This window comes from Hymenobacter sp. B1770, assembly GCF_049896385.1.
GTDB lineage: Bacteria > Bacteroidota > Bacteroidia > Cytophagales > Hymenobacteraceae > Hymenobacter.
In genome coordinates this window covers 138474-165251 of the sequence record NZ_JAFCUF010000009.1, presented here as the reverse complement: position 1 = coordinate 165251, position 26778 = coordinate 138474, and the positions used below count along the sequence as shown (strand labels likewise).

At 57.6% G+C, this 26778-nt stretch carries 24 protein-coding genes; 9 read left to right on the top strand and 15 right to left on the bottom strand.

Going from position 1 to position 26778, the window contains the following annotated elements; translation table 11 throughout:
- Positions 1-9: 9 nt before the first annotated feature.
- Together ACP7AJ_RS17815 and ACP7AJ_RS17810 are read right to left on the bottom strand one after the other, a co-directional pair.
- Positions 10-2415, bottom strand: a complete 2406-nt coding sequence (locus tag ACP7AJ_RS17815; RefSeq protein WP_426061549.1) for an outer membrane beta-barrel protein — start codon at positions 2413-2415, stop codon at positions 10-12.
- Between the two features lie 234 nt (positions 2416-2649).
- Complete coding sequence (locus tag ACP7AJ_RS17810; RefSeq protein ID WP_426061548.1) at positions 2650-3084, bottom strand: MarR family winged helix-turn-helix transcriptional regulator; 435 nt, start codon at positions 3082-3084, stop codon at positions 2650-2652.
- An 80-nt stretch (positions 3085-3164) separates the two neighbouring features.
- On the opposite strand from ACP7AJ_RS17810, the gene ACP7AJ_RS17805 reads away from it, so the two are divergent.
- Positions 3165-3404, top strand: coding sequence for a hypothetical protein (locus ACP7AJ_RS17805; RefSeq protein ID WP_426061547.1), 240 nt, complete (start codon positions 3165-3167; stop codon positions 3402-3404).
- A gap of 52 nt (positions 3405-3456) precedes the next feature.
- Here the strand turns inward: ACP7AJ_RS17805 and ACP7AJ_RS17800 are convergent, their stop codons facing one another.
- Positions 3457-4077, bottom strand: coding sequence for a MarC family protein (locus ACP7AJ_RS17800; protein WP_426061546.1), 621 nt, complete (start codon positions 4075-4077; stop codon positions 3457-3459).
- Between the two features lie 201 nt (positions 4078-4278).
- Here ACP7AJ_RS17800 and purE point away from each other — a divergent pair, with 201 nt between their 5' ends.
- Together purE and ACP7AJ_RS17790 are read left to right on the top strand one after the other, a co-directional pair.
- Positions 4279-4764, top strand: a complete 486-nt coding sequence (purE, locus tag ACP7AJ_RS17795) for a 5-(carboxyamino)imidazole ribonucleotide mutase (RefSeq protein WP_426061564.1) — start codon at positions 4279-4281, stop codon at positions 4762-4764.
- Between the two features lie 17 nt (positions 4765-4781).
- The gene (locus ACP7AJ_RS17790) at positions 4782-5906 is read left to right on the top strand and encodes an endonuclease/exonuclease/phosphatase family protein (RefSeq protein ID WP_426061545.1); all 1125 of its coding nucleotides are present in this window, start codon (positions 4782-4784) and stop codon (positions 5904-5906) included.
- A 74-nt stretch (positions 5907-5980) separates the two neighbouring features.
- On the opposite strand, the gene ACP7AJ_RS17785 is transcribed toward ACP7AJ_RS17790, so the two are convergent.
- Complete coding sequence (locus ACP7AJ_RS17785; RefSeq protein WP_426061544.1) at positions 5981-6655, bottom strand: hypothetical protein; 675 nt, start codon at positions 6653-6655, stop codon at positions 5981-5983.
- Positions 6656-6894: 239 nt separating this feature from the next.
- The gene (gene dnaK, locus ACP7AJ_RS17780) at positions 6895-8841 is read right to left on the bottom strand and encodes a molecular chaperone DnaK (RefSeq protein ID WP_426061543.1); all 1947 of its coding nucleotides are present in this window, start codon (positions 8839-8841) and stop codon (positions 6895-6897) included.
- Positions 8842-9113: 272 nt separating this feature from the next.
- Between dnaK and ACP7AJ_RS17775 the strand changes: the two genes are divergently transcribed.
- Positions 9114-9593: a hypothetical protein gene (locus tag ACP7AJ_RS17775; RefSeq protein WP_426061542.1), complete on the top strand. Its 480-nt coding sequence runs from the start codon at positions 9114-9116 to the stop codon at positions 9591-9593.
- A 176-nt stretch (positions 9594-9769) separates the two neighbouring features.
- On the opposite strand, the gene ACP7AJ_RS17770 is transcribed toward ACP7AJ_RS17775, so the two are convergent.
- From ACP7AJ_RS17770 to fabG, 6 genes are all read right to left on the bottom strand, one after another.
- Positions 9770-10426, bottom strand: a complete 657-nt coding sequence (locus ACP7AJ_RS17770; protein ID WP_426061541.1) for a pseudouridine synthase — start codon at positions 10424-10426, stop codon at positions 9770-9772.
- Between the two features lie 127 nt (positions 10427-10553).
- Positions 10554-11648: an MBL fold metallo-hydrolase gene (locus ACP7AJ_RS17765; RefSeq protein ID WP_426061540.1), complete on the bottom strand. Its 1095-nt coding sequence runs from the start codon at positions 11646-11648 to the stop codon at positions 10554-10556.
- A gap of 30 nt (positions 11649-11678) precedes the next feature.
- Positions 11679-12353, bottom strand: a complete 675-nt coding sequence (locus ACP7AJ_RS17760) for an NAD-dependent epimerase/dehydratase family protein (RefSeq protein WP_426061539.1) — start codon at positions 12351-12353, stop codon at positions 11679-11681.
- A 111-nt stretch (positions 12354-12464) separates the two neighbouring features.
- Positions 12465-14546: a VWA domain-containing protein gene (locus tag ACP7AJ_RS17755; RefSeq protein WP_426061538.1), complete on the bottom strand. Its 2082-nt coding sequence runs from the start codon at positions 14544-14546 to the stop codon at positions 12465-12467.
- Between the two features lie 65 nt (positions 14547-14611).
- Entirely contained in the window at positions 14612-15358 is a 747-nt protein-coding gene (locus tag ACP7AJ_RS17750) for a YiiX family permuted papain-like enzyme (protein ID WP_426061537.1), read from the bottom strand.
- Positions 15359-15444: 86 nt separating this feature from the next.
- On the bottom strand, positions 15445-16194 hold the full coding sequence (gene fabG, locus ACP7AJ_RS17745; RefSeq protein WP_426061536.1) for a 3-oxoacyl-[acyl-carrier-protein] reductase: 750 nt from the start codon (positions 16192-16194) through the stop codon (positions 15445-15447).
- Between the two features lie 99 nt (positions 16195-16293).
- Here fabG and ACP7AJ_RS17740 point away from each other — a divergent pair, with 99 nt between their 5' ends.
- A complete protein-coding gene (locus ACP7AJ_RS17740) occupies positions 16294-17535 on the top strand; it encodes a geranylgeranyl reductase family protein (RefSeq protein ID WP_426061535.1) in 1242 nt (413 codons plus the stop codon).
- 90 nt (positions 17536-17625) lie between these two features.
- Here ACP7AJ_RS17740 and ACP7AJ_RS17735 read toward each other — a convergent pair whose 3' ends face one another.
- Positions 17626-18546, bottom strand: a complete 921-nt coding sequence (locus ACP7AJ_RS17735; protein WP_426061534.1) for a hypothetical protein — start codon at positions 18544-18546, stop codon at positions 17626-17628.
- 223 nt (positions 18547-18769) lie between these two features.
- On the opposite strand from ACP7AJ_RS17735, the gene lpdA reads away from it, so the two are divergent.
- Entirely contained in the window at positions 18770-20164 is a 1395-nt protein-coding gene (gene lpdA, locus ACP7AJ_RS17730) for a dihydrolipoyl dehydrogenase (protein WP_426061533.1), read from the top strand.
- Positions 20165-20229: 65 nt separating this feature from the next.
- On the opposite strand, the gene ACP7AJ_RS17725 is transcribed toward lpdA, so the two are convergent.
- Positions 20230-20853, bottom strand: a complete 624-nt coding sequence (locus tag ACP7AJ_RS17725) for a hypothetical protein (RefSeq protein ID WP_426061532.1) — start codon at positions 20851-20853, stop codon at positions 20230-20232.
- 25 nt (positions 20854-20878) lie between these two features.
- Positions 20879-21814: a DMT family transporter gene (locus ACP7AJ_RS17720; RefSeq protein ID WP_426061531.1), complete on the bottom strand. Its 936-nt coding sequence runs from the start codon at positions 21812-21814 to the stop codon at positions 20879-20881.
- A gap of 114 nt (positions 21815-21928) precedes the next feature.
- On the opposite strand from ACP7AJ_RS17720, the gene ACP7AJ_RS17715 reads away from it, so the two are divergent.
- The 3 genes from ACP7AJ_RS17715 (at position 21929) to ACP7AJ_RS17705 (ending at position 26171) form a co-directional block, all read left to right on the top strand.
- Complete coding sequence (locus ACP7AJ_RS17715) at positions 21929-23254, top strand: replication-associated recombination protein A (protein WP_426061530.1); 1326 nt, start codon at positions 21929-21931, stop codon at positions 23252-23254.
- 206 nt (positions 23255-23460) lie between these two features.
- The gene (sppA, locus tag ACP7AJ_RS17710) at positions 23461-25230 is read left to right on the top strand and encodes a signal peptide peptidase SppA (protein ID WP_426061529.1); all 1770 of its coding nucleotides are present in this window, start codon (positions 23461-23463) and stop codon (positions 25228-25230) included.
- A 119-nt stretch (positions 25231-25349) separates the two neighbouring features.
- Positions 25350-26171, top strand: coding sequence for a purine-nucleoside phosphorylase (locus ACP7AJ_RS17705; RefSeq protein ID WP_426061528.1), 822 nt, complete (start codon positions 25350-25352; stop codon positions 26169-26171).
- Between the two features lie 35 nt (positions 26172-26206).
- Here the strand turns inward: ACP7AJ_RS17705 and ACP7AJ_RS17700 are convergent, their stop codons facing one another.
- Positions 26207-26647, bottom strand: coding sequence for a lipocalin family protein (locus ACP7AJ_RS17700; RefSeq protein ID WP_426061527.1), 441 nt, complete (start codon positions 26645-26647; stop codon positions 26207-26209).
- Positions 26648-26778 lie beyond the last annotated feature (131 nt).

The following is a 26778-nucleotide window of genomic DNA, read 5'->3' as shown; positions in this document are numbered from 1 at the left end:
GGGCCCGGCTTAGTTGGCCCGACGCTTTTCTTCCTCGGCCCCGCTGCTGCGGCGGCGCGTGGGCGCCAGCTTGTCGTTGCCAAAGCGGTAGCTAAAGGCTAGGGTAACCGCGCGCGAATCACGTCGCTGGTAGAAGCGCTCCACGTAGTTGTCGTAACTGGAAATAGCGCGTGCCGTTTGGGTAAAGAAAATGTCGGACACATTAAGCTTGAGGTTTCCCTTGCGCTCCCATAGGCTTTTCTGAAAGCCAGCGCTTACTTCCCCATTGGGGCGCTGCACCAGAAAGCCGTACACTTGGCGCGACTCGTAGTTGCCGTTCAACTCCGCGCCCCAGCCCTTGCCGAAGGCGAAGGTGTGGTTGGAGCTCAAGTTCAACGTGACGCCGCCCCGGTTGAGATTGGTGCCGGCCAGCTCGCCCGTGAAGCGGTTGTAGTACAGCACCGCGTTGTTGAAAATCTTCCACCACTTGGTTATATCGGCGGGCGCCGTCAGGTTGAGGGCGTAGTAGTGCTGCTGGTCGAGGTTGCGGATGGTCGAGAGCACGGTGTTGCCGGCCATGGGCTGCACCACTCTAATGAGCGGGTCGCTGGTGATGCTGTAGGTGAGGGCCGCACTGTACTTCTGTCGGAAGGTGTGGGTTAGCTCCAGGTTGTAGCTGGTTTGGGGCAGCAGTTCGGGGTTGCCACCGCCAAACGTGGTTCTGTCGATGATTTGAATGAACGGATTTAATTGCCCGTACGAGGGCCGGTCGATGCGCCGGCTCAGCGACATGGAAAGCTCGTGCTTGTCGCTGAGGATGCGCTTGATGGCCGCGCTCGGAAACAGCTGGAAGTAGTTGCGGGTAAAGTCACGGAAGGCTACTTCGCGGTCCTGTTTGCCCACGGCCCGGGTTTGCTCGCCTCGCAGGCCAAACTGCAGCGTCAGCTTGGGCTGGCTGTAGTTCAGGTTTGCGTAGCCTGCGTTGATGTTTTCATCGTAGCGAAACCGGTTGGAACGGTTTAGGTCCAGCTGCTCGGCGGTGTAAAATTTGAGGTCGTTGTCGGCCGTCACCAAGCTGGTTTTGGCGCCCAGCTCCAGGCGCAGCAGCTTGCTGAGGGCTTGCACATAGTCAATTTTGGCCGACTGAATAGTGAGCCGGCCCAGTTGGTCGTTAGTGTCGGACTCGGGCCGTTCGCCTAGGCTAAAAGTCTGCAGCAGCTGGTTGCGGTCGGTGCGGTAACGGGCATAATCGGCGTCGGCCGTCAGCTCGTGGGTACCAAACGGATTGGTGTAAGTGTGCCGGAAGTTCAGGTTGCCGGCTGCGTTGGTCGAGTAGGCGTCCCGTACGTTGATGGAATTGTAGGTTTGCACCCCGCCGCTCGCTACGTCGCGCAAAATAGATTGGTTGGTGCCATTGGCCGAGTTGCGGTTGTCGACACCGCTCAGAACAGCCCCAATTGTGGTGCGTTCCGTTAGGTTGTAGTCGGCCCCAGCGCGCCAGCTGTGCGAGCGCTGCTGGTTGGGCAGGCGGTTGTCTTGGTCGGTCGTCTCGGTCAGCAGCCGGTTGTTGCCGGTGTCCAGCTCGTAAAAATCACGGTGAATGGTCAGCAGGGAAATGCCCTCCCGGTTGGCGTGGTTATAAGTGCCAAATAGGTTGAGGTCTTTTCGGCGGTGGTTCAGGCTCAGGCCGCCCGTGTACTTATTGAAATTGTACTGGCTGCGGCCGTAGCTCAGGTTCGCGGTGCCGTTGGTGCCGAGCCGCTGGTCTTTTTTGAGGTTAATGGCGATGATGCCCGCGCCGCCCTGCGCGTCGTACTTGGCGGGCGGGTTGGTAATCAGCTCAATGCTTTTGAGCTGCTCGGCGGGCAGGGCGCGCAGGTACTCGGCCAGCTCCGTGCCGGTCATTTGCTGGCGCTTGCCGTCGATGAGCACCAAAACGCCCTGCCGGCCGCGCAGGGCCAAGTTGTCGCTGCCATCTACGGTCACGCCCGGCGAACGGCGTAGCACGTCGAGCGAGGTATTGCCCGCCGCTATGGTCGAGCCTTCCACGTTCACGATAATTCGGTCGGCTTCGCGCTCATACAGCGGTTTTTGGCCCACCACCGTCACTTCTTTCAGAGCCGTGGCGGCGCTGGTCGCCAATGCCAGGGTGGGCAGCTCCACGGGTTGCCCGGCCACTTCAAACGGCTTCGACCATTGCCGCACAAAGCCCACCTGCGCGGCCGAAACGAGGTAGTGCCCCGTGGCCGCCCGCTCAAACTGAAACGCGCCTTTGACGTCGCTGAATTCGGTTTTAACCACCGTTGAGTCGGCCGCGCGGTGCAGCGTGACGGTAGCAAACTCAATGGGACTGCTGGTTGCGCTCTGCACTGTGCCGCGCACGTCTGCCGGCGTTTGTGCCTGGGCTGCCTGGGTCCCGGTAAGTAAATTTGCCACCAGCAGCAAGCAGGGGGTGCAAGTTGGAATTAAGTGCTGATTCATAGGAAAGTAGGTTGCAGAATGGAAGTGAGATTTTTGAAAGGAGGCGAAAGCGTGACAGGAAGAGAGCCTGGAAGTGATGCCGGCAATAGCAAAGAGTATGATGTGTCATACAAAAGACTATGATGTATCATAAAAGCTGCTTCGGGCTGGCTCTTTTTCTAAAAAATAAGTTGATTTATTCTTTAAAATTTAGCTAACGACCGGGGCGCAGTTAAGCGCAATTCGTTCGAGCAGTAAACGGAGCATGGTCAGTTCATCCTCGTTGATGCCGGAGAGTGCCGTGGCCCTGTTTTCGAGAATGATGGGGTGCACAGCGTCAAGCATTTGCTGCCCGGTTTCCGTGACGCGAAGCCGGGTGCGGCGGCCGTCGTGGGGCAGGGGCACCGCAGACAGCAGGCCGCGCTTGGTGAGCAGTGCCAACATGCGGGCCACCGAAGCTTGGTCCTTGAAGACCCGCTCGGCGATTTCCTGCTGGGTGAGGTCATCGTATTCCAGCAGCACGCGCAACACCAGCCACTGGTCGATGGTGATGTCCAGCCCCGCCCGGTCAATGTTGGCCTGGGCCAGCCGACGGTAGCTGCGGATGGCCTTATCGAGGGAGTAGAAGAGAATGGAGTTGAGCATGGCTTGGCAAAGGCATAGCACTCTTTATGACATATCATAAAGAGTGCTTGTGCGCTTTTAGTATTTTGAAAAAGCTAGGTATGATGCCTAATATTCTACTTATTGAAGTGAAGCCCTCGCGCCGGCTTATGGTCAAAGACAGTCTGGAAAGCCGCGGCCTCACGGTTGAGTGCGCGGCCAATGGTGAGGCAGGCCTGCAACTGTTGAGGCAGCAGTACTCCAACATAGTAGTGAGCGATGTGATGATGCCCAAGCAGAAACTGCACTTCGGCAGCCACGAAGAAGCTTTCACCAAACGCAAATACAAGCTGATTAAGTAATTACAGATGGAAGAAGGATGTTGAGATGCCACACGTGGCGTCTCAACATCATTTACCGCGTCAGGCCAGGAAAAAGGGCGGCTATAGCTGTTGCGAAGAAGTTCACACCGATAGCCAACGTAATAAACCCAATAATGCGCGCCATGGCGGCCATGCCCGGCTTGCCCAGCACGCGAGTGAGCCGCAGCGAGAACAGTAGGATAATGAAGGCGGCCAACGCTACCAGCGTGAACCCGGCAATGGTCATGGCCTTGTCGACATAAGTAGGCCGAATAAGACCGATGCAGATGGCCATGGAGCCCGGGCCCGAGAGCATGGGCATGGCCAGCGGCGTGAAACTGATGTCGTCCTTGTGCTTGCTTTCTTCGAGGGCGGCCGGGCCCACCCGGTCGCGGTTGGCGCCGGGGGTAAGCAGCTCAAAGGCCGAGCGCATGAGCAGAATACCACCTGCAATGCGCAAATGCTGAATATTGATGCCAAAAAAGTTCAGGATGTACTGCCCGCCGAAGAAAGCCACGCTGAGAATAGCCACCATGTAAATGCAGGCGCGCAGGGCTGTTTTGGCCCGGTCCGACGCGCGGTCATCGGCCGTAAGGGTCAAAAAAACCGGCATCGCCCCGAAGGGATTAACGATGGAAAACAGGGTGGTGAAGGTGGCGAGCAGAACTTCCATAGCGCGCAAAGGTAGGGGAAGGCCCGGGGTGGACGGAAAAGACTTATTTTGCCGCTTCAACGGCGGAGTTTAGGGCTTCTCCGTATTAATCCTGTCCATTTCCCGCACTTTTACATGATTCCAGATTCTCCCGCCGGGGGCCCCTCATCCAGTTCCGATGACGACCGGCCCATCCTTGAAACGCCGTTGGTAGGCATCATCATGGGCTCGAAATCGGATTTAAGAATTATGTCGATGGCCGCCGACATGCTCCGCCAGTTCGGCATTACTTACGAAATCACCCTGGTGTCGCCGCACCGCACGCCCCATCGCATGGTGGAGTACGCCGAAAATGCCCGCAAGCGCGGCCTGCGGGTGCTCATCGCTGGCGGGGGCGGGGCGGCCCACCTGCCAGGTATGGTGGCGGCCTTTACCACCCTTCCCGTCATTGGGGTGCCCATCAACAGCACCATTTCCATTCAGGGCCTCGATTCTATTTTGAGCATGATTCAGATGCCCAACGGCGTGCCCGTGGCCACGGTGGGCATCGACAGCGCCGCCAATGCCGCTGTGCTGGCCACCCAAATGCTGGCGCTGAACAACGCCCGTCTGGCCGATGCTCTGGAGAAGTATCGCATCACGCTCAAAGACCGGGTGATGCGCACCATTGAAGAACTGCGTAAAGGAGGCTTTCAGGATGATGTATAATTATTTGCTCTGCATTCATGTCTGACTTTTCTGCTTTGCTATTTGCCATCGGCCATTGGGTGGTGTGGATAGTGGGCGGCCTAACGATTCTGGCTACCCTGCTGCCCATACTACGCCAAACCGCATGGTGGATTCGGGCCTGTGATTTTCCGCGTCTGCAGATTGTAGCTGGCCTGGGCTTGAGCCTGATAGCAGAATTGCTATTGCCCGAGGAACCCAGCCTGGCCAGCGACATTTTTGTGGTGAGCCTGGCTGCGGCCCTGCTGTACCAAGCCAGCCGCATATGGCCCTATACCCCGCTGCACCGCCGGCAAGTGCACGATGCCAGCCGCCCCGACGATGACCACGACAATCACATCAGCCTGATGGTGGCCAACGTACTGATGTACAATCGCGACGCCTCCCGACTCCTGGGACACATCAAAAACCTGGAGCCCGACATTGTGCTGGCCGTTGAAACCGACGATTGGTGGTTGAGCCAGCTCGAACGCATCGAAAGGGACTTTCCCTTCACCTGCCACGCCCCGCTGCCCAATACCTACGGCATGCTGGTGTTTTCGCGCCTGCCGCTGCGCGAACCCCAGATTCGCTACATCCTTGACAAGGAAATTCCTTCCTTCCACGGTTGCGTGATGCTGCCCAGCGGCGTGTCGGTAAACCTGCATTTCCTGCACCCGAAGCCGCCCGCGCCGCAGGAATCAAAAACTAGTGCCCGCCGCGACGCCGAGCTGCTGGTGGTGGGCAAGGTGATACAGGGACACAACGGCCGTCCCACCATTGTGGCCGGCGACCTCAACGATGTGGCGTGGTCGCACACCTCCGAGCTGTTTCGGCGCCTCTCGCGCCTGCTCGACCCGCGCGTGGGCCGCGGCTTGCTGCCCACCTTCCACGCCGACCACCGCCTGCTGCGCTGGCCCCTCGACCACGTGTTTCACTCGGCGCATTTCCGGCTTCAGCGCCTGGAAAGGCTTACCCATATTGGCTCCGACCATTTTCCCATCTACATCCGCCTGAGCTACGAGCCCAGTGGCTGGCAAGACCAGGAAAAGCAGCTCGAAGCCGCCGACGCCGGTGACCACGAAGAAGCCGAAGAAAAAATAGTGCAGGGCGTAACCGAAGCGGCTGACCCGAATGCCGACTAAACGCCCCTTGGAAAGGGCTAACAAAAAAGGTCAGCTCTATAGAGCATGACCTTTTTTGTTGCGGCTGATGTGGTTTAGCGGCTGGCCGACTTGGCAGCCCGCTTGGCGGTTACCAGTTCAACGGGCGTGAAATCGCCGGGCTGCGACACCCGACCCGTCGCGTTTACATAAGTGGGCCGAATCTGCATGGTGAGGCGGCGGCCGCTGCCAGTAAAATCGGCCAGACCGGCGGCAAAGGCGGCGGGCGTGCTGCCAGCCATCAGGGCTTGGGGCACGTTCAGGTCTACTTCTACGGGCAGCGTCACGATGGAGCTGGACTCGAGGAGGGCGCTGGTGCCGGTCACGCCTTTGGTCATTTCCTTGCCATCGAGCAGCAGCACGTAATCGAGCTGCTTGAGCTGCAGATTTATCTGGCTGGGGTTGCGAGCATAGAGACGCATCCGCAGGCGCAGGGGCAGGGCATTGGCCTTGAGAGCGGCCTGCAACTTCGTTTGTTGGTCGGAACTGAGGTCGGAGGCTTGACGCACAAACAGGATGTCCTGGCCGCCCAGCTTGGCCTCATCCATGAAATTCAGTCGGAACTGAACCTGGTCGTACGCCATATCTTCCTGCGCTTCTACCGACAGGTTGCTTTTCTTCGAGTTGGGCGATTCTTTAACTTGCTCGCTCAAGCTGCACTGTGTGGTGCCAACAAGCAACGCGCCCAAAGTCAGAATACGGATGGGGGATAAGTAGGGGAAGGATTTCATAAGTAAAAGCTATAAGCAAGCAGTCGGGTAGAAAAAAGCCAGAGGGCCTCGATGGGCCTTCTTGCGAGAATGTGTTAATGCTGGGTTAAAATTAACTCTTTGCATCGCTACTACGGAGCCTTTGCCAAAATCGGAAGTAGGCGCGGGCAATAGACAAGCTGATTCTCAATCTGCAAAGCACAACAAAAAGGCTGGAAGCGGTGCGCTTCCAGCCTTTTTGTTTTTAAGCAGCAACCGAATTACTTGCCTTCTACTTCTTCGTAGTCAACGTCGGTCACGTGGTCGCCCTGGGGCTGGCCGTTGCCATTGCCATTGCTGCTCTGGCCGTCGCCGCCGGGGAAGCCCCCGCCGGGCTGGCCACCCTGGCCATCGGCACCACCAGCGGCATACATCTCTTGCGAGGCTGCCTGCCAAGCCGCGTTGATGGCCTCCATGGCCGAGTCAATGCGAGCAAGGTCCTTGCTTTCGTGTGCCGATTTGAGGTCGGCCAGTGCGCCTTCGATGGCGGTTTTGTTGCCACCGCTCAGCTTGTCGCCGTACTCTTTCAACTGCTTCTCCGTCTGGAAAATCATTGAGTCAGCGGCGTTCACTTTGCTGATGCGCTCGGTTTCGGCTTTGTCCGATTCGGCATTGGCGGCGGCTTCGTCGCGCATGCGCTTGATGTCAGCTTCGCTCAGGCCAGAGCTGGCCTCGATGCGGATTTTCTGCTCCTTGCCGGTGCCTTTGTCCTTGGCGGTTACGTTCAGGATGCCGTTGGCGTCGATGTCGAAGATTACCTCAATTTGTGGCACGCCGCGGGGTGCGGGCGGAATGCTGTCGAGGTGGAACTTGCCGATGGTGCGGTTCTGGTTGGCCAGCGGACGCTCGCCTTGCAGCACGTGAATTTCAACCGAAGGCTGGTTGTCCGATGCCGTCGAGAAGGTTTCCGATTTCTTGGTCGGAATGGTCGTGTTCGACTCGATGAGCTTGGTCATCACGCCGCCCATGGTCTCGATGCCCAGCGACAGCGGGGTCACGTCGAGCAACAGCACGTCCTTTACCTCGCCGGTCAGTACACCGCCCTGGATGGCAGCGCCGATGGCCACTACTTCGTCGGGGTTCACGCCTTTCGAGGGCTTCTTGCCGAAGAACTTCTCCACTTCCTCCTGAATGCGGGGAATGCGGGTCGAGCCACCCACGAGGATAACCTCGTTGATGTCCGAAGTCGACAAGCCAGCGTCTTGCAGGGCCTTCTTCACAGGCTCCATCGAGCGGCGTACCAAGTCGTCGGCAAGCTGCTCAAACTTGGCGCGGCTCAGCTTTACCACCAAGTGCTTAGGGCCCGAGGCCGTAGCGGTGATGTAGGGGAGGTTTATTTCTGTTTCGGTCGAGCTGGACAGCTCCACTTTGGCTTTTTCAGCGGCTTCTTTCAAGCGCTGCAGGGCCATAGGGTCGTTGCGCAGGTCGAGACCCTCATTTTCCGACTTGAACTGGTCGGCCAAGAAGTTGATGATAACCTGGTCGAAGTCGTCGCCGCCGAGGTGGGTGTCACCGTTGGTGCTCAGTACCTCAAACACGCCATCGCCCAACTCGAGGATGGAAATGTCAAACGTACCACCACCGAGGTCGTACACGGCAATCTTCTGGTCTTTGTGCTTCTTGTCGAGGCCATAGGCCAGCGCAGCCGCGGTGGGCTCGTTGATGATGCGCTTCACATCGAGGCCCGCAATAGCACCGGCTTCTTTGGTAGCCTGACGCTGGGCGTCGTTGAAGTAAGCCGGTACCGTGATAACTGCTTCGGTCACGGTGGTGCCGAGGTAGTCTTCAGCGGTTTGCTTCATTTTTTGCAGCACCATCGCCGAGATTTCCTGCGGCGTGTAGTTGCGGTCACCGATTTTCACCGCCACGGTGTTGTTCGAACCGGGCGTGAGTTCGTAGGCCACGTACTTGCTTTCGGTCGAAACTTCTGAGAAGTTGCGGCCCATAAAGCGCTTGATGCTGGCAATGGTATTCTTAGGATTGGTCACGGCCTGGCGCTTGGCAGGGTCGCCCACCTTGCGCTCGCCCTTGCCCCCGTCGAGAAACGCGACGATGCTGGGGGTGGTGCGGCGGCCTTCGCTGTTGGGAATAACAACGGGTTCGTTGCCTTCCATTACGGACACGCACGAGTTGGTAGTGCCGAGGTCAATGCCGATTATTTTGCCCATGTTGGGATGTTTTTTATAGTGTAGGTAAGGAATGTCAGGTCTAAGCAGCTGTTGAAGCCGCTACCCAGGGATTACAAGCAACGTACCAGCGTGATTTTGGTGACAGATTGTCACCGAACGGGCGCGCCCTAGCTAGTTGACCGACTTGCTGACTTAATTTAAAGTCAATGCGGGGGGCTGCCTGACAGGCCTGCAGAAAGATTCTGTGGTTTTAATGCTACTTGCTTAAGCAAACAAACTTTGCTATTACAATCCTCAACACGTCAAAATATATGGCATCGAATGTACCTGTAGTAAAACAAGTGGCTTGGATAGCGGTAATCCCACAAACCATAGTCTTATTTTTAATAGGATGGATTTGCTATTTGTGCGGAGCAACAAATCCAGTGTTTCCTGCGGCAGCGACTTACTTCTTGCTTGGCTATATCCTAAGAAATACTGTTGCTAAAGACCATAAAAAAGGAATGGAGCATGTTAAAAAACAAGACTACGCAGGCGCTATAACTGCTTTTGAAGCCAGCTACAAATTCTTTTCAGATAACCTATGGCTAGATAAGTACCGGTACGTAACACTCTTGAATGCCAGTAGTATGTCTTACCGTGAAATGGCTTTATGCAATATTGAATTTTGCTATACTCAAATGGGAGAAGGCAAGAAAGCCGCGATTTACTACAGGCGAGTGCTTGATTTATCTCCGGAGAATGGCATTGCTCAAGCGGGGTTAAATGTGCTGGAGTCAGCCTACAAATAGGTCTGCCTATTAAAGTCAGAGCCATGATTATCAAAAGCTCGTGCCTGCTGCTTTTAAACCCCCAAATAGTGCTTTAAAGAAGGCTTTAGCTGAGGAAATCATGCCACGCTTTCGATTCTGGTAAGTGGATAAAGGCACTATCAGTTTTAGCGCGGGACCCCAGTGCCTCAAAGCAACTACTGCTTTGCCGGCCCGCGCGGGGCAGTTTGTGGCGCCTTGTCGCCTTTCACCGCTACTTTCCGGTTCGCGGGATTCTTCGTCGCCGAAAACTTTGCCTTCAGCTTGCGCGACTCTTCCGGCGTCAGCTCGCGCCACTGGCCGGGGGCCAACTCGCCGAGGTCCATTTCATCGATGGTTACGCGGATGAGGCGCAGGCAAGGGAGGCCCACGGCTGCGCACATCTTGCGCACCTGGCGGTTCATGCCCTGCGAGATGGTGATGGCCAGCCAGCTGGTGGGAATGCTGGCGCGGTAGCGGATGGGCGTGCTGCGCTCCCAGAGCTCGGCGGGCTCGGGTAGTAGCACGGCCTGGGCGGGGGCGGTGAGGCCTTCTTTAATCTTTACCCCGCGCCGCAGCTTGTCCAGGGCTTCTTCCGAGACGGTGCCTTCTACCTGGGCCCAATACGTTTTGGGTACTTTGAATTTGGGGTCGCTGAGGCGGTGCTGCAGGGCTTTGTCGTCGGTGAGCAGCAGCAGGCCTTCGCTATCAAAGTCGAGCCGGCCCACGGGATAGATGCCCGGCACGGGCACTAAATCCTTGAGTGTGGCGCGGCCGTGCTCGTCGGTGAACTGGGTGAGGACTTCGTAGGGCTTGTTGAGGAGGATGTAGCGCATATGAGGGGAAAAAGGCAGCGTAGTAGCGCGAAGTTTGCAGTTCACGTCCCCGTGCCGTTATAAATTGTTCAGCTAGCTGTTCGGATTTCCGGCGGTGACGCGAACTGCAAAGTTCGCGCTACGTGCGTTACTCCCACCAGCGGGTGGTGGGCAGCTCGGCTCCCAAGGTAACCGGTTCGCCGAGGCGGGGCGTGGTGATGGGCTGCTGCAAGCGCGATGCTTCGGCGGTGGCGCGGTTGATGGGGTCGTTCCAGGCATGGTTGGCCTCGGTGTAGGCGGCCCAGTGCACGGGCAACATCAATTGGCTGCGGAGGTCGCGGGCGGCCTGCACGCTTTGCTCAGGCACCATGTGAATTTGCGACCATTGCTGGTCGTACTGCCCGCATTCCATTAAGGCCAGGTCGAAAGGACCGTAGGTAGCGCCAATGGTGCGGAAGTGGGGGCCGTAGCCACCGTCGCCACTGTAGAAGAGGCGTTTGGTGGCCGACTTCATCACCCAAGAGCTCCAAAGCGTGGAGTTGCGGTTGGTGAGGCCGCGACCCGAAAAGTGGCGGCTGGGCGTGCATATCAGCGTGAGGCCATCTACGGTGGCTTCGTCGCCCCAATTCATTTCGGTGATGCGCTCCGGGGCCACGCCCCAGGCCCGCAGGTGGGGGCCAATGCCGAGGGGCACGTAGAACCGGGCCACTTTGTCCTTGATGCGCCGGATGGTGGCATAGTCCAGGTGGTCGTAGTGGTCGTGCGAAATCAGCACCGCGTCAATAGGCGGCAGCTGGTCGGGCCCGATGGGCAGGCTGGGGTTGTAACGGTTGGGCGTGGCCCACTTCACCGGACCCATTTCGATGCTGAGCATGGGGTCGAGCAGGATGTTTTTGCCGGCCAGCTCCACTAGGCTGGCCGAGTGCCCAAACCAGGTGACGCGCACCATTTCCGGCGTTTTGCGCGTGATGCTGAGCGAGTCGAGCGGCAGCATGGGCAGCGGACCAGCGGGCTTGGCGTCAGGGGCTTTGCGGAAGAGGAACTTCCACATCATCGAGAAAAAGTTGCCGCCCGTGGACACCGACGTTGGCACCAAGTTCACAAACTCACCGTCTCGGTAATGGCCTGATTTTGCGTATAATGCCTCCTCGGCTTTGCTGGGTTTGCCACCAAACTGCGGACTGAAGCCGGTGAAAGCTACTGCTGCGATTAGCAAAACGCCAATGATGCTGCCAGATGCCATAAGAAATATTTTCAGGGGGTTGCTCATTAATTACGCGGCCACTTTGCCGTGGGCCAGCGCCACAATGTCGCGCACTTCCAGCACCGGTGTGGGATACCCATTTTGTACAGCCTTAATCATGGCCAAACCTACTTCCTGCATCGTAGAAACGTAGTTGGACGCCACCTGCCGTGCCATCGGGTATAGCCAGCCTATGTATTTATACATGCTGAGCACGTTGCGCTGCCCGGGCGTGGCCCGCATGAAACCAGGCCGGAACATGTAGGCAGCCGGAAATGGCAGGCGCAACAACTCGTTTTCGGTGCGGCCTTTGGTGCGGGCCCAGTGGCTGCGGCCTTGCTCAGTGCTGTCGGTGCCCGCGCCGGTCACGTAGCAGAACGTCAGCTCGGGATTGAGGCGCAGCAGGGTGTGGGCCACGGCCAGGGTGGTATCGTAAGTGATGCGCTCGTATTCCTCCTTGCTCACGCCCAGTGAAGAGATGCCGGCGCAATAAAAACAAGCATTGTAGCCCCTGAGCTGGGCTTCGATGGTTTTCAAGTGCTCGAAATCGGCGTGTAGCACTTCCTTCAGCTTGGGATGCGTGTAGCCACTGGCCTTGCGGTTGAGCAGTAGTACGGCTTCCACATCGGGGTTGCGCAGGCATGCGAGTAATACGCCTTCGCCCACCATGCCTGTAGCACCGGTAATTATGGCTTTGATTTTCATGGGTTGGCACGAGGAAAATAGTCCGTGCCCCAGTAGTAACGCTCTTGCGGCGATTCTACTTTGTTTAGAGTCGAGTTCGTCGATTATTTAGCCGGCTAACCGCACAGCTCTTTAAATGCTGCCCGAATACTTTCGCACAGCCCACTCCACCGTCAAAAAGGCCAAAATCACAAAGAAAATCCACTTCAGATTTATCAAATCCTTCAACTCTTCCTCGGCCGTGATAACCGGCTTGTAGTTCGCCTTCAAAATATCCTCGGCCAGCTTGTCGAACTGCGCCGGGTAGTAGAGCTGAGCGCCGCTGCGGCGCGATAACTGGGCCAGTAGATTGTGGTCGGCGCGCGATTCCAGGGCTTCGAGTGGCTGCGACTGCACCAACAGTTCCCCGGCATCTTGCTGAGGTTGGCCGCCCAGCGTAGCGCGGGCCTGGTAGCGGTAGAGGCCGGTAGGCAGCGGACCTAAGCGTAGGGGTGAGCCATCCTCGAGGTTGGCAAACGAGAAGCGGCGAACCTGCTTTTTTTCATCGGTGAGGGTGAGGTCAATTTTTTGGTTGTAGATGCGCTCAAACACGGCGTTGTAGGTTTCGGCGCCCAGCGTTACGTCATCCTGGGTGCCGAAAATTTCCTGCGTGGGGTACACGTCGAGGCGCTTTTTATTGGCATTCTGGGTGAGCAGCTGCAGCGTTCGGATAACGAGCCGGTCGTATGCTTCGGGCTTTTCGTCGTGCTCCACGGCTTCGCTTAGGCGCCACTGCCAGCTGCCATCGGTGAGCAGGGTGCCCTGGCGGCGCTCGGCTGGGCACCCAAAAACCAGCAGGGGCTTTTGCGTGGCTACCCGGCCTACTTGCTGCCACAAAGCAGCTTCAGCCCCCGGGCCAAGGCGGAAGTCACCGAAGGGCACCGTGCCGGGAGGGTAGGAGGCGTAGCGGCGCGCCGATTCCTCATCGGTGGCAAAGCGGGCAAAAGCGGGGTTGGGGAGCGGCGTTACCTCGTCGGTTTGGGAGCCGCGCGCCTGAATGGTGAGGCCAGTGCCGAGTTGGTTGTAAGCCGCCAGGTCCGACTGTGCGCCAATTACATACAGGGCCGGTGTGCGCTTGGCTTTCACCTGGGCCAGAATCTCATTGCCCAGCCCGCCCTGCGCCGGGAGCTGGTGCAGGATGGCCACGTCGAAATCGGCATCGGGGCGCAGTGGCGCTACGCCAGGCAGGGCTAGCGTGAGGTCAAAGTTGTCGTTGGCCACGATGGCGGCGCGCAGGGCCTTCAAATCGGGGTGGGGAGCGGCGCCAGCCAGCAGCACGCGCAGCTTGCCTTTTACTATTTCAATAAAAGCCGTGCGGGCGTTGTTGAGCTCGGTAAATTCACCAGGCTGGGGCACCACGCGCACTTCGTAGCGCCGTTTGCCCGGCGCCGGCGCTGTGATTTGGAAGCTGGTTTTCACCCGGCGCCGGCCAGCAGGCAGGGCCACGCGGCGGGTGTCGAGCACGCGGGTTCCTTCGCGGAGCTCCACGGTGGCTGTGCCGCCCGTGTAGCCTTCAAATCCTACCTCAGCTTCCAGAGGGAACTTGTTTCCGCTAAAAGCCACGCGGTTGTAGGTGAGGCCAGTGAGGCGGAGGTCGCGCTTGGGCACGGTGTCGCCCACGGCCACGCTGTAAATGGGAAAGTTGTAGTCGGAATAGGAGGGGCTGCGGCCCTGGTTTACCAGGCCGTCGCTGAGGAGCACTACGCCGGCCAGGTTGCGGTCGTTATAAGCCTCGCGGGTGCCGGTCAGCAATTGGTCGATGTCGGTGGTGGCAGCACCGAAGCGCAGCGAGTCGAGCCGGGCCGGGCGGCCCGGGGTGGGCGTCAGGGTGCGGGTTTCGACAGTAAAGCCCTTGCCCCGCAGGGTTTCGGCCAGGCCAGCCAAGCCGGTGGTGGCTTGGGTCAGCAGGTTTTTAGGCGTGAAAAGCTCGACGGATTGCGAGTTGTCGACGGCCAGCACCACGGTAGGCTGCTCGGTGCGCGTGGTGGTGGTTTTGATAAACGGCGCCAGCAGCAGGTAGCACAGAAAGCTTATTACCACAAAGCGCAAAGTGCCCAGCGCGTAGTTCAGGTTCTTGCTCCAGGGCGCCTTGGCCGAGTATTGCAGGGCGGAATAGCCCGCGCCTACCGCCAGGCACAGCAGGATTAGCCAGGAAGAATATTGAGTGGTCAGCAAATGAAAATCGGATAGAATCAGCGCCAAAGGTCGTCACCGGCCGCGAGGTTGCAGGCCGCCCGGGTTCAACGGTTCAGCACAGTAACCAGTTCGGGGCTGTTAAAGATGCTGACCGGTGAAATTACGGTTTCTGCCAGTGGCAGACGATTGCCGTAGCGTTCCTTCATTTTGGCTTGCACGGCGGGGTGGCTCAAATCAAATTCGCGCAGCTGTTGCAGCTTACCTATTCTGCGATTCATGCCTCGCTCGTACACTTTCCAAATCAATTCGGAGCAGTAGATTCGGTCATCGGACCAGCCAAAGTACAGGTCGTAGTTGTGGCCGAACAGGGGTTGACCAGCTGTTTTCAGTTGTTTCAGGGCACTGGGTGTCAGCGCAGTCTGGGCATCGCGCAGCCGCTTAGTCACAAAATGGCCACCCTTGCCACGGGCTATCCAACTGGACAGCGGCGTCAATTTTACAGGTTGCACGGCTTCAAATACCTGCCACGCGCCGTTATTCTGATACAAAATTCCACAGTGGCTGTAGGGTGAATGAGTGGCCAACTGAATGGCCTGGCTTTGCGCCGATAGTGAGGTTTGGAAGATTAGGTCGCCGTCGTGGAGTTGGTTCAAAAATGAATTGCTCTTGGAGGACTCTCGGTAAAACTTCTCAGCGCGCTGTATTACAACTTTCCCCTTAATAGAAGGAACGTAAATGTTGACGTAGGCAAGGAATACGAGATAGAGTGCAGATAACCCAAACGCACTCCAAACAATGATGTGAGCTGTAGTTATCGCGAATGTAGAGGCTTTTTGAGCAAGAGCATTCATGTGGCGTCATCACTAAAAAGAGAAACGTCCCACTACACATTTTATGGTATAGTGGGACGTCATGCTTTAACAACTTGGTATTTTCTTTAGGTAAGCATGCCGCCATCCACCTGCAGCACCTGGCCGCTGATGTAGCTCGAATCATCCGAGGCCAGAAACGCCGTGGCCTTCGCTACATCCTCTGGGGTGCCACCGCGCTTGAGCGGAATGGCCTTGCGCCACTCGTCTACCTGCTTGGGGTCCAGCGCATCGGTCATTTCGGTTTCGATGAAGCCGGGGGCAATGGCGTTGCAGCGGATGTTGCGCGAGCCCAGCTCCAGGGCCACCGATTTGGTGAAGCCGATGATGCCGGCCTTGCTGGCGGCGTAGTTGGCCTGTCCGGCGTTGCCTTTGATGCCCACCACGCTGGTCATGTTGATGATGGAGCCGGCTTTGGCGCGCATCATGGGCTTAGTGGCGGCTTTGGTGAGGTTGAACACCGACTTCAGGTTCACGTTCATCACGTTGTCCCACTGCTGCTCGCTCATGCGCATGAGGAGGCCGTCCTGCGTGATGCCGGCGTTGTTGACGAGGATGTCGAGCTTGCCGAAATCGGCTAGCACGTCCTCAATCAGCTTTTCAGCCTGGGCGTAGTCGGAGGCGTCGGAGCGGTAGCCCTTGGCTTTGGTGCCGTGGGCCGAGAGCTCGGTTTCCAGGGCCTGGCCCTTTTCGACGGAGGAGAGGTAGGTGAAGGCCACCTGAGCGCCCAATTGGGCAAAATGTGCCGCGATGGCGCGGCCAATTCCTTTGGAAGCGCCCGTTACGAGGGCCACTTTTCCGGTCAGCGTTTGAGTCATGGGGCGAAGGTAAGTAGCGCGGAGTTTCAGTCCGCGCCCGCTTCGTTCTTACCCACGGACTAAAAGTCCGCGCTACATCGGGCTAACTTCGCCTTCCTTATGCTTCATCACGACATCTGCATCCTCGGCGCCGGGCCCGGCGGAGCCACGGCGGCCCTGCACCTGGCCAACGCCGGCCAACCTTGCTTACTTCTTGACCGCGCCGCTTTTCCGCGCGATAAAATTTGCGGCGATGCCCTCAGCGGCAAGGTATTGAGCGAGTTGAAGCGCATAGATGAAAAGCTGACCGGGCAGCTGGCCGCTGCTCCCATGCAGGTTCCCAGCTGGGGCATCGACTTTTTTGCTCCCAACGGGCGCCAACTTGGCATTCCCTTCAAGCCCAAATTTGACAAAGCCACCGACCGCGCCGCCGGCCACGTAGCCAAGCGTATCGATTTCGACAATTTTCTGGTGGAAGAAGTACGCCAGCGCCCGGAAATCGACTTCCGCGAAAACGTGGACGTGGCCCGCACCGAACGCACGGCCACCGGCTGGCAGCTGCTCGACAAAGCCGGCCGGGAAATAGCCACCTGCCGCATGCTGCTGGTTGCCAACGGTGCCCAGTCAGAGTTTGCCCGCAAAGTGGCCGGTCATGCCCTCGAGCCCGACCACCACTGCGCCGGCCTGCGCACTTACTACGACAAGGTCACTGGCCTCAGCCCCGATAACTTCATCGAGCTGCACTTTATCAAAGACTTTCTGCCGGGTTACCTCTGGGTATTTCCCCTGCCCAATGGCCAGGCCAACGTAGGCGTGGGCATGCTGTCGAAGACCGTGGCTGACAAAAAAATCAATCTGCGCCAGCGGCTCGACGAGATTCTAGCTACCCATCCCACCTTGGCGCCGCGCTTTGCGCAGGCTGAGCGGCTGGGCCCGGTGCGGGGGTTTGGCTTGCCTTTGGGCTCCAAGCGGCGGCCACTGTCCGGGGCAAACTATATGCTGCTCGGCGATGCAGGTTCACTCATCGACCCGTTTAGCGGCGAGGGTATTTCGCACGCCATGGTCAGCGGCCGGCACGCGGCCATTTGGGCCGCGCAGGCCGTGGCCAAAGAAGATTTCAGTCCTGAGTTTTTAAAAAATTATGACAAAGCCGTGTACAACCGACTGGGGCAGGAACTGCGCCTGAGCCGCGTGATGCAACGCTTGCTCAACTTCCCCAGCTTGTTCAACATTGTGGCCAACCGCGCCGTGAACAACCCCACGCTGGCCGAAACCCTGTCCGCCATGTTTATGGATTTGGACCTGCGGGAGCGGCTGCGCCAGCCCAGCTTTTATTTCCGGCTGCTGTTTGGCGGAAAGTAGTTGTGCCAATCGTCAAGCAGAGCGCAGCATCTCGCTCGCTCTGCTTGACGGGCTATGTGTTTCTTGTTTAACACATTAGCACAATTGCGGCTAGCGCTTGGTGGCCGCCGGCCGTGGAGCAGTCCGGGAAGCAGGCTTTTTAGCAGGCTCCTTGGGCTCGTTGCCAACGTATTTGCGCAGGCTTTTGGCTGCATCGGGGTTGAGCTTGGCGGCCATTTCCAAATCGCGGCGCGCTTCGGCCAGCTTTTCGAACGACGAATAACTGATGCCGCGATATTCCCAGGCATCGGCGTAGGTTGAATCGAGCTGAATGGCTTTCGTGAAATCGCCCACGGCCGACTTGTATTGGTACATCTGCATTTTGGCCACGCCGCGCCCGAAGAAAGCGTCCTTATCATCGGGCCGATACTTGATGGCGCCAGCAAAATCGGAGGTAGCTGCTTTGTACTGCTTTAGCATCAGGCGGTTGACGCCCCGATTGTAATAGATGTCGGGGTTGGTGCGCTGGTAGCGCAAAGCATTCGTGTAGTCGGGCAGGGCTTCTTTGTATTGCTTGAGGTAGCTCTTGGCCTTGGCGCGCTGGAGCAGGGCCATTCCGTCTTTGGGGTTGGCTTTGACGGCCGCCTCAGCATTTTCCAGCATGGTGCGGTATTCCGCCACCGACATCTTTTTCTCTTTGGCGCGCTCGGCTGATGCCGCGGCAGCGTTGGGAGCAGCCACCTCGGCCGTAGCAGCAGGAGTTGTCGTGAGGCGGGCCGCCTCGGTTATGGGCGCGTCGACAGGGGCGCCGGTCACAGTAGGAGGAGGGGCTACGCCATTGCTCAGGCTGGCATCGGGGGATGTTGCGGCGGCACCTGCCGTATCAGGGCGCGTAACCTCAGCCGCAACCGGGGCTTCCATGGGCTGGCTCATGGTTGCAGGCTTTTCCTTTTCAGAGGCCGTGCTGGCGCAGTTGCTAAGAAAAGCCAACAACCCGAGAGCTGCCAGGGGCATGCGGAAATATGAGTTCATAGATTCAAAGGGATGGAGGCGCAGACAGGCTATGCCCAAGCCAGGGACTTATACGGAGACGAAACAAGATTGGCTGCTAGCCGCTAGGTTGCACTATATATCGAAGCAAGTTAGGCCGCATTGCGAAGAATAGCGGTGCGGTACGGGGGCGCGGCTATCTTTGCAACACAATGGGTGGGTCCCCCAGCCGGGCCCGGTGTACTTTTTTCCTCCAGAGCAGTTTATGGCATTGCAATTTGATTTGGTCGTGGTCGGCAGTGGCCCCGGCGGGTACGTGGCCGCCATCCGGGCGTCGCAATTGGGTCTGAAAGTGGGCGTTATCGAGCGCGAATCATTGGGTGGCATCTGCCTGAACTGGGGCTGCATCCCAACGAAAGCGCTGCTCAAGTCGGCCCAGGTTTTTGAATACCTCAACCACGCCAGCGACTATGGCCTGAAGGCCGAAGGGGTAGGATTTGACTTCACCGCCGTCATCAACCGCAGCCGCGGCGTGGCCGACGGCATGAGCAAGGGCATCAACTTCCTGTTCAAAAAGAATAAGATTGAGACCGTGATGGGCACCGGCAAAGTGCTGGCCCCCGGCAAAGTGGAAGTAACCAAGGCCGACGGCAGCAAGGAAACGGTCGAAGCCAAAAGCATTATCCTGGCCACCGGCGCCCGCTCGCGCGAGCTGCCCACCATGCCCGTCGATAACAAGAAAATTATCGGCTACCGCAAGGCCATGGTGATGGAGCAGCTGCCCAAGCGCCTGGTAGTGGTGGGCTCCGGCGCCATCGGCGTCGAGTTTGCCTACTTCTACCGCACCATGGGGTCGGAGGTAACGGTGGTGGAGTTCCTGCCCCGCATTGTGCCCGTAGAGGACGAAGAGATTTCGCGCCAGATGGAGAAGTCGTTCCGCAAAATTGGCGTGAACGTGCTCACCAGCGCCGAAGTAACCAAAGTGGACACCAGCGGCGAAGGCTGCAAAGTGACCGTGAAAACCGCCAAAGGCGAGCAGGTAATTGAGTGCGACGTGGTGCTGAGCGCCGTGGGTGTGACTACTAACCTCGAAAACCTCGGCCTCGAAGAGTTGGGCATCAAAGTAGAGCGCGGCCGCGTCATCGTTGACGACTACTACCAGACCAACGTGCCCGGCATCTACGCCATCGGCGACATTGTGCCCGGCCCCGCCCTGGCCCACGTGGCCTCGGCCGAAGGCATTATCTGCGTTGAGAAGATTGCCGGCCATCACCCCGAGCCGCTCAACTACCAGAACATCCCCGGCTGCACCTACGCTTCGCCCGAGATTGCCAGCGTGGGCTACACCGAAGCAGAAGCCAAGGAAAAAGGCTACGACGTGCTGGTGGGCAAATTCCCATTCTCAGCTTCAGGCAAAGCCAGCGCAGGCGGTGTGAAAGACGGCTTCGTGAAAGTCATCTTCGACAAGAAGTACGGCGAGTGGCTTGGTGCCCACATGATTGGCGCAAACGTGACCGAACTGATTGCCGAAGTGGTGGTAGCCCGCAAGCTCGAAACCACGGGCATGGAAATCATTAAGTCGGTGCACCCACACCCGACAATGTCGGAAGCTGTTATGGAAGCGGCGGCAGCAGCTTATGGCGAGGTGATTCACTTGTAAGAGCACTTCAAAGCAAAACAAAAAGCCCCTGCTACAACAGGGGCTTTTTGTTTTTTGTGCGCATGTTAAAAAAGCCCGCGGGCTTTTAAATTTCCCTGCTTTTTCAACTGGAATAATTCTTCGATATAATTACCCATTAAGGGAGTCGCCTGACCATTGCCAATAGTATAATATGGTTTAGGAAACACCTCTTGGATTCTCTCCGGCGAATATTTCGTTACATCAACTGTCGCCTCCGCAGGAAATGAAATTTTTTCGGGCTTTACGGTCGTGGATTTAGCAAATGGATGTTCATAATCCAGTCTTGCATAAGGACCGGCCCAGCGGTTATTGTCAGTTTTATAAACGGGAGAAAACTGGTATTTCTCATGGTATAGATGTCCGCTGTATTCCGAAACGTACAATAGGACTTGGTTGTAATTAGCAAAGCCAGGAAAACCATAATGGTCGAAAGCTTCAAACTCAATTGTGTCTTTGGAGTAGTCACCATACAGGTTTTTAAGGACTTTATATTTGGCTTTGAAGCCATTGTCCATAATGATACTTCCGGGCGTTGCTTCTTTATGAAATCTTTTCACTTCAATCTTCTCGCCAACAAAGACATAAATCTTATTTGGCTTTTGGCCTTGACCAAATACACAGAATTCGGTCAGAAGGAATAGAACACAAGCAAAAAAAGTTGATTTCATAACAGTTCAATAGCAAAAGTGTAAACTAATCCTGCACTGCCACCAGCGGTACCTCAGCCTCCGCAGCCACAGCCTTCGGCTTGCGGCTCACTAGCCACACGCCCAGAAAAATAAGCACCGCCTGTCCGGCCTTGCCCCAGGTGAGGTGGTCTTTGCCCAGGCTCACGGCAATGAGCACGGCTAGCACCGGCTGCAGGTAGATGTAGACGCCCAGCAGGGCAGGGGAGGCGTACTTCAGCGCCCAGTTATTCAGTAGGTAAGCCAGTATGGTGAGAAAGACTATCATGTAGCCGATTTCGAGCCAGATGTAGAGCGGGAAATGCGCGTAGTCGGCCGTCAAGGCTTCGCGCCAGCCGAAGGGCACGGCGATGATGGCACCCACCAGAAAGATGCGCGACAGCACCGTGAAAGCGTGGTACTTGCGCATCAGGGGCTGCACCAGCACCAGGTAGAGGCCGAAAACGGTGGCATTCATCAGAATAAAAATATTGCCCAGCGTGGCGTGCGGGTAAATGGCGGCTTGGGCGTTGCGGCTCATGATGAGCAACGCGGCTCCAAAAGCGCCCACAGCAATGCCCAGCACCCGCGGCAACGTGATTTTTTCGCTCAGCAGAAAAGCCGAAGCAATGACCACGATGATGGGCGCGATGGTTTGCAGCAGCGAGGCACTAATGGGCGAAGTCAGGTTCAGGCCCGAGAAAAACAGCAGCTGATTGACGCCGATGCCGCAGATGCCGCAGGCAATGGCCCGCAGGTTGTCGGCCCGGCCAATGAGTTTGTCCTGAGGCGCTACTATTTGCTTGGCAATGCTGAAAAATAGCACCGCCCCCACGATGCGGAGCGTGACAATACCAAAGGGCCCCATGTAGTGCGGCATCACATCCTTCGACAAGCTATAATTGGCCGCGTAGATGAGCGAGACGAAAAACAGAGCCGCGTGGACGCGGAAATAATTACGCATAGGTTGGAAAGAACAGTCCGGCGACCTTTGTGGCCCGCGTCGGCGCGCCGTCAGAACCCGCTTTGCGGATAATCGTTCTGGAAGCACGCGCCACAAAGGTCGCGCTCCTTTGCCATGTCATCGCTCTTCCCCGAAGAACCCACCGCTTTTACCTCACCTCCTGCCCCCGGGCCGGATGCCCCGTTGGCCGAGCGCCAGCGCCCCCGCCGCCTGGCCGACTATGCCGGCCAGCAACATTTGGTAGGAGAGACCGGCGTGCTGCGTCGCTACCTCAACTCGGGCCGGCTGCCCAGCCTCATTTTGTGGGGCCCGCCCGGCGTGGGCAAAACCACGCTGGCGCACCTGTTGGCTTCGGAGCTGAAACAGCCTTTTTCGGCCCTCTCGGCTATCAATGCGGGCGTGAAAGACGTGCGCGACGTTATCGAGAAAGCCAAACGACAGCGGGGTACTGTGCTGTTTATTGATGAGATTCATCGCTTTAGCAAAGCCCAGCAGGATGCGCTGCTGGGGGCAGTGGAGCAAGGCACCGTCACGCTGATTGGCGCCACCACCGAAAATCCTTCGTTTGAAGTCATTCCCGCCTTGCTCTCGCGCTGCCAGGTGTATGTGCTGGAGGCATTAAGTGCCGAAACGCTGCGCGAGCTGGTGGCCAAAGCCCTGAAGGAAGACGTGGCCCTGCAACAGAAAAAAGTGAAGCTGGCCGAAGACCACGCCCTGCTGGCGCTAAGCGGCGGCGATGCCCGCAAGCTGCTCAACCTGCTGGAAATAGTGGTGCAAAGCACGCCTGCTGATAAAAAAGGCGTGGTTATCATTACCGATGCCGTGGTGCAGGAGGTAGCGCAGCGCCCCCTGGCCAAATACGACAAGGGCGGCGAGATGCACTACGACGTCATTTCGGCCTTCATCAAAAGCATGCGCGGCTCCGATCCCAACGCCGCACTCTACTACCTGGCGGTGATGCTGGAAGGCGGCGAGGATGTGAAGTTCATTGCCCGGCGCATGCTAATTATGGCCAGCGAGGACATTGGCAACGCCAACCCCAATGCCTTAATGCTGGCCACCAGCTGCTTCCAGGCCTGCACGGTCATCGGATTGCCCGAGTCAGACCTGATTCTGGCCCAAACGGTGGTGTACCTGGCCACTTCGGTGAAAAGCAACGCTTCGTATATGGCCATCAGGGCGGCGCAGGCCGAGGTGAAGGCCAACGGCGTGTACCCGGTGCCCGTGCCCCTGCGCAACGCCCCTACGCGCCTGATGAAGCAGCTGGGCTACGGCAAGGAATACGCCTACTCGCACAACGGCGAGGGTAATTTTGAGGAGCAGGAGTTTCTGCCCGATGCGTTGAGCGGCACCCGTTTCTACGAACCCGGCCACAACGCCAGCGAGCAGAAGATTCAGGAACGGCTGCGCGGCTGGTGGGGCCAGAAATACGGCTATTAACCACAGATTGAACGAATTTTAACGGACAAAGACGGATTTCAACGGTTAAGTACGGTGTTTCGCATGGATGTAATGAATCGTGAAACCAAACGATATAACCGCTTGTAACTTGCCGGCTGATTTGGCAGGCTACTGGCAGAGCCAAGTGTGCGCCGAGCCACAAAAAATCGTCTTAATCCGAAAAAATCTGTTCAATCTGTGGTCTTATGAGGCAATTTTTTAAGTATGTGCTCGCCACCATCGTGGGCTTGGTGGCGTTCAGCTTCCTGGGCTTCATCTTGCTGGCGGCCATCATCGGAGCCGCCAAGAGCGCAGGCGAGCGCAAGGAAACCGCCGCCAACTCGGTGCTAGAGCTTAAGCTCAACGAACCTCTAACCGAGCGCGGGCGCGATGGGCGCTTCAGTTTGAGCAGCAACACGTCTACGGGGCTGGTGGGCCTGAAAGAGGCCATTCGCCGGGCCAAGGGCGATGACGACATTAAAGGCATTCTGCTCAACCTCGACATTGTGCAGGGTGGTATGGCGTCGCTCGAAGAAGTGCGCGACGAACTGCTCAACTTCAAGAAGTCAGGCAAATTCGTGGTGGCGTACCACGAAATCTGCTCCGAAAAAAGCTTCTACCTCTCGTCGGTGGCCGATGAAATCTACCTGCACCCGCAGGGTACGCTAGAGTTCAACGGCCTGAGCACGGAGGTGATGTTCTACAAGCGGCTGTTCGAGAAGGCCGGCATCGAGCCCTACATCTTTCGGGTGGGCTCTTTCAAGAGCGCCGTGGAGCCGTTTTTCCGGGAAAGCTTTTCCGACTCGGCCCGCTACCAGACCGTGTCGTTCCTGAACTCCATCAACGGGCACATGATTAAGCAAGTCGCGGCTGCCCGCGGTATTCCGGCCGCCCGCCTCAAGGTCATCTCCGACTCGATGCTGGTGCGCAACGCGCCCGATGCCTTGCGCCTGAACATGGTCACCAAACTGGGCTATTTCGACCAAGTGCAGGATTACATGCGGCGCAAGCTGGGCGTGGCCAAAGACAAGAAGCCCAGCGTGGTAAGCCTGAACGACTACAGCGACAACAAGGACATTGAGAACGAAGGCAAAACCAGCGGCAACCGCATTGCCGTGATTTATGCCGAGGGCGACATCGTGACCGGCAACGGCTCGGACGACAACATCGGTAGCACCAAGTTTGCCGAGGCCATCCGCAAGGCGCGCCTCGACGACAAGGTGAAGGCCGTGGTGCTGCGCATCAACTCGCCCGGCGGTTCGTCGTTGGCGTCGGACATCATCTATCGCGAAGTGCTGCTGACCAAAAAAGTGAAGCCCATCATCGCGTCGATGTCGGACGTGGCGGCCTCGGGCGGCTACTACATTGCCATGGCCTGCGACACCATTGTGGCCCACCCCAACAGCATCACGGGTTCTATTGGTGTATTTGGGGTGCTGCCCAACATCCAGCCCCTGCTGGCCGACAAGCTCGGCATCACGGTAGACCGCGTCACGACCGGCAAATTCTCTGATCTGCCCACCATCACGCGGAGCCTTACGGAATTTGAGAAGCGCACCCTGCAGCGCGAGGTCGACAACATCTATACCGACTTCACGACCAAGGCCGCCAAGGGCCGCAAGATGCCCGTTGAACGCTTGCGCCGTCTGGCCTCGGGCCGTGTCTGGAGCGGCCTTGAAGCCAAGAACAACGGCTTGGTTGACGTGCTCGGCGATTACAACGATGCTCTCCGAATTGCAGCGTCCCGCGCCAAGCTCAAAGCCGACGACTACCGGGTGCAGCGCCTACCCCGCCGCAAGTCGGGCCTCGAAAACCTCCTCTCCATGTTCGGCGGCGACGACGATAATGCGGAGGTGAAGGCCAAGGCCATGAAAGTCGAACTGGGGCCGCTTTACCCGGTTTATCAGCAGTACCAGCAGCTGATGACCATGCGTGGCGTGCAGGCCAAGCTGCCCTACGAGCTTGAAATCAAATAACTTCAACCGTCACATGTCATCCTGAGCGGAGCGAAGGACCTTGCCACGTTTAAACCAGTCGTTTAGCGTGGCAAGGTCCTTCGCTCCGCTCAGGATGACAAGTTTTCAACCAAACCCAAATGCTGGACCACCTCCACGAAGCTACCGCCTATATTCAGGCCCATTCCAATAATTTCCTGCCTCAAGTTGGCATCATTCTCGGCACGGGGCTGGGTGCGCTGGCCAAGGAGGTGGAGGTGGAGTACGAAATCAACTACGCCGACATTCCGCACTTTCCGCTTTCCACCGTGGAAAGCCACGCCGGACGGCTACTGCTGGGCCAGTTGGGCGGCAAAAAAGTAGCGGTGCTGCAAGGCCGGTTTCACTACTACGAGGGCTATACCATGCAGCAGGTAGTGATGCCGGTGCGCGTGCTCAAGCTGCTGGGTATCAAGCAGCTGCTGGTGAGCAACGCCGCTGGTGGCCTCAACCTCGATTTTAACCTGGCTGATTTGATGCTGATTGATGACCACATCAACCTGCAGCCCACCAACCCGCTCATTGGGACCAACCTCGACGAGCTGGGCCCGCGCTTCCCCGACATGTTTGCCCCGTATGACGCCGACCTGCTGACCCGGGCCGAAGCCGCAGCCCAAGCGCTGGGGCAGGCAGCGAGCACCCGGCGTGGCGTGTACGTGAGCGTGCCCGGCCCTATGCTTGAAACCCCGGCTGAATACCGCTACCTACGCATCATCGGGGCCGATGCCGTGGGCATGAGCACCGTGCCCGAGGTAATTGCTGCCCGGCACCTGGGCTTGCCCGTGCTGGCCGTGTCGGTCATCACCGACTTGTGCGCGCCTGGCAACCTTAAGCCAGTAGTGCTGGCCGATATCTTCGCCGCCGCCGCCATGGCAGAGCCCCGGCTCACGGCCTTGATACGGGAAATAGTGGCAAAAATCTAGTTTCTAAAGTGCAATTCAACCACCGTGTTCGCCAATTAAGGCTGAGCTGAGAATGTTTGCTCTTCCACCTTTCCATTGTTGTTTGGGTCGGCGAAGCTGTACCGCAATTCAGCAGATGTAAGATTAAACAGTTTGTAATCGATATCAGTGAACTTACGGTCCGTGAGATTAATAATAGTGTCGTTGTTTTTCAACGTCCAGTAACCTGCAATGAAGTAAATGCTATTTGCTGTGTAACGATAAGAAAATGTGCCATCGGTATTGAATTTGAAAATGTATCGGTCACTAATGTTGCTGCCGCTACTAGTCACAATGCCGTCTTTACTGATTTGGTCGAGTCGCCAGCTGCCGTTGGTGAGATGTTGCGCATCCACGGTGTGCCCCAGTGGGGGCAATTCTTCGTGCTTTTTGCAGCTGCTGAAAGCTAGGCCGGCCGAAAGCAGGAGGAGCAGGAATCGTAAACGATAAGCGGGCATAATCTGGGAAACACATGAGATGGATACCACTCTCAGTCATAGACTGGGGAATAGGCTGCAAGGACGAGCAAATATGGCAGCTATCGTAAAATTTTTCGTGGCCCGCGACAAGCTCAGTACCGAAAAAGTGC

Bases quoted from the DNA above. Each gene is read 5' to 3' on its own strand.
- ACP7AJ_RS17810 (WP_426061548.1), bottom strand. From the start codon at position 3,084: ATGCTCAACTCCATTCTCTTCTACTCCCTCGATAAGGCCATCCGCAGC.
- ACP7AJ_RS17805 (WP_426061547.1), top strand. From the start codon at position 3,165: ATGATGCCTAATATTCTACTTATTGAAGTGAAGCCCTCGCGCCGGCTT.
- ACP7AJ_RS17800 (WP_426061546.1), bottom strand. From the start codon at position 4,077: ATGGAAGTTCTGCTCGCCACCTTCACCACCCTGTTTTCCATCGTTAAT.
- purE (WP_426061564.1), top strand. From the start codon at position 4,279: ATGGGCTCGAAATCGGATTTAAGAATTATGTCGATGGCCGCCGACATG.
- ACP7AJ_RS17790 (WP_426061545.1), top strand. From the start codon at position 4,782: ATGTCTGACTTTTCTGCTTTGCTATTTGCCATCGGCCATTGGGTGGTG.
- ACP7AJ_RS17785 (WP_426061544.1), bottom strand. From the start codon at position 6,655: ATGAAATCCTTCCCCTACTTATCCCCCATCCGTATTCTGACTTTGGGC.
- dnaK (WP_426061543.1), bottom strand. From the start codon at position 8,841: ATGGGCAAAATAATCGGCATTGACCTCGGCACTACCAACTCGTGCGTG.
- ACP7AJ_RS17775 (WP_426061542.1), top strand. From the start codon at position 9,114: ATGGCATCGAATGTACCTGTAGTAAAACAAGTGGCTTGGATAGCGGTA.
- ACP7AJ_RS17770 (WP_426061541.1), bottom strand. From the start codon at position 10,426: ATGCGCTACATCCTCCTCAACAAGCCCTACGAAGTCCTCACCCAGTTC.
- ACP7AJ_RS17765 (WP_426061540.1), bottom strand. From the start codon at position 11,648: ATGGCATCTGGCAGCATCATTGGCGTTTTGCTAATCGCAGCAGTAGCT.
- ACP7AJ_RS17760 (WP_426061539.1), bottom strand. From the start codon at position 12,353: ATGAAAATCAAAGCCATAATTACCGGTGCTACAGGCATGGTGGGCGAA.
- ACP7AJ_RS17750 (WP_426061537.1), bottom strand. From the start codon at position 15,358: ATGAATGCTCTTGCTCAAAAAGCCTCTACATTCGCGATAACTACAGCT.
- fabG (WP_426061536.1), bottom strand. From the start codon at position 16,194: ATGACTCAAACGCTGACCGGAAAAGTGGCCCTCGTAACGGGCGCTTCC.
- ACP7AJ_RS17740 (WP_426061535.1), top strand. From the start codon at position 16,294: ATGCTTCATCACGACATCTGCATCCTCGGCGCCGGGCCCGGCGGAGCC.
- ACP7AJ_RS17735 (WP_426061534.1), bottom strand. From the start codon at position 18,546: ATGAACTCATATTTCCGCATGCCCCTGGCAGCTCTCGGGTTGTTGGCT.
- lpdA (WP_426061533.1), top strand. From the start codon at position 18,770: ATGGCATTGCAATTTGATTTGGTCGTGGTCGGCAGTGGCCCCGGCGGG.
- ACP7AJ_RS17725 (WP_426061532.1), bottom strand. From the start codon at position 20,853: ATGAAATCAACTTTTTTTGCTTGTGTTCTATTCCTTCTGACCGAATTC.
- ACP7AJ_RS17720 (WP_426061531.1), bottom strand. From the start codon at position 21,814: ATGCGTAATTATTTCCGCGTCCACGCGGCTCTGTTTTTCGTCTCGCTC.
- ACP7AJ_RS17715 (WP_426061530.1), top strand. From the start codon at position 21,929: ATGTCATCGCTCTTCCCCGAAGAACCCACCGCTTTTACCTCACCTCCT.
- sppA (WP_426061529.1), top strand. From the start codon at position 23,461: ATGAGGCAATTTTTTAAGTATGTGCTCGCCACCATCGTGGGCTTGGTG.
- ACP7AJ_RS17705 (WP_426061528.1), top strand. From the start codon at position 25,350: ATGCTGGACCACCTCCACGAAGCTACCGCCTATATTCAGGCCCATTCC.
- ACP7AJ_RS17700 (WP_426061527.1), bottom strand. From the start codon at position 26,647: ATGCCCGCTTATCGTTTACGATTCCTGCTCCTCCTGCTTTCGGCCGGC.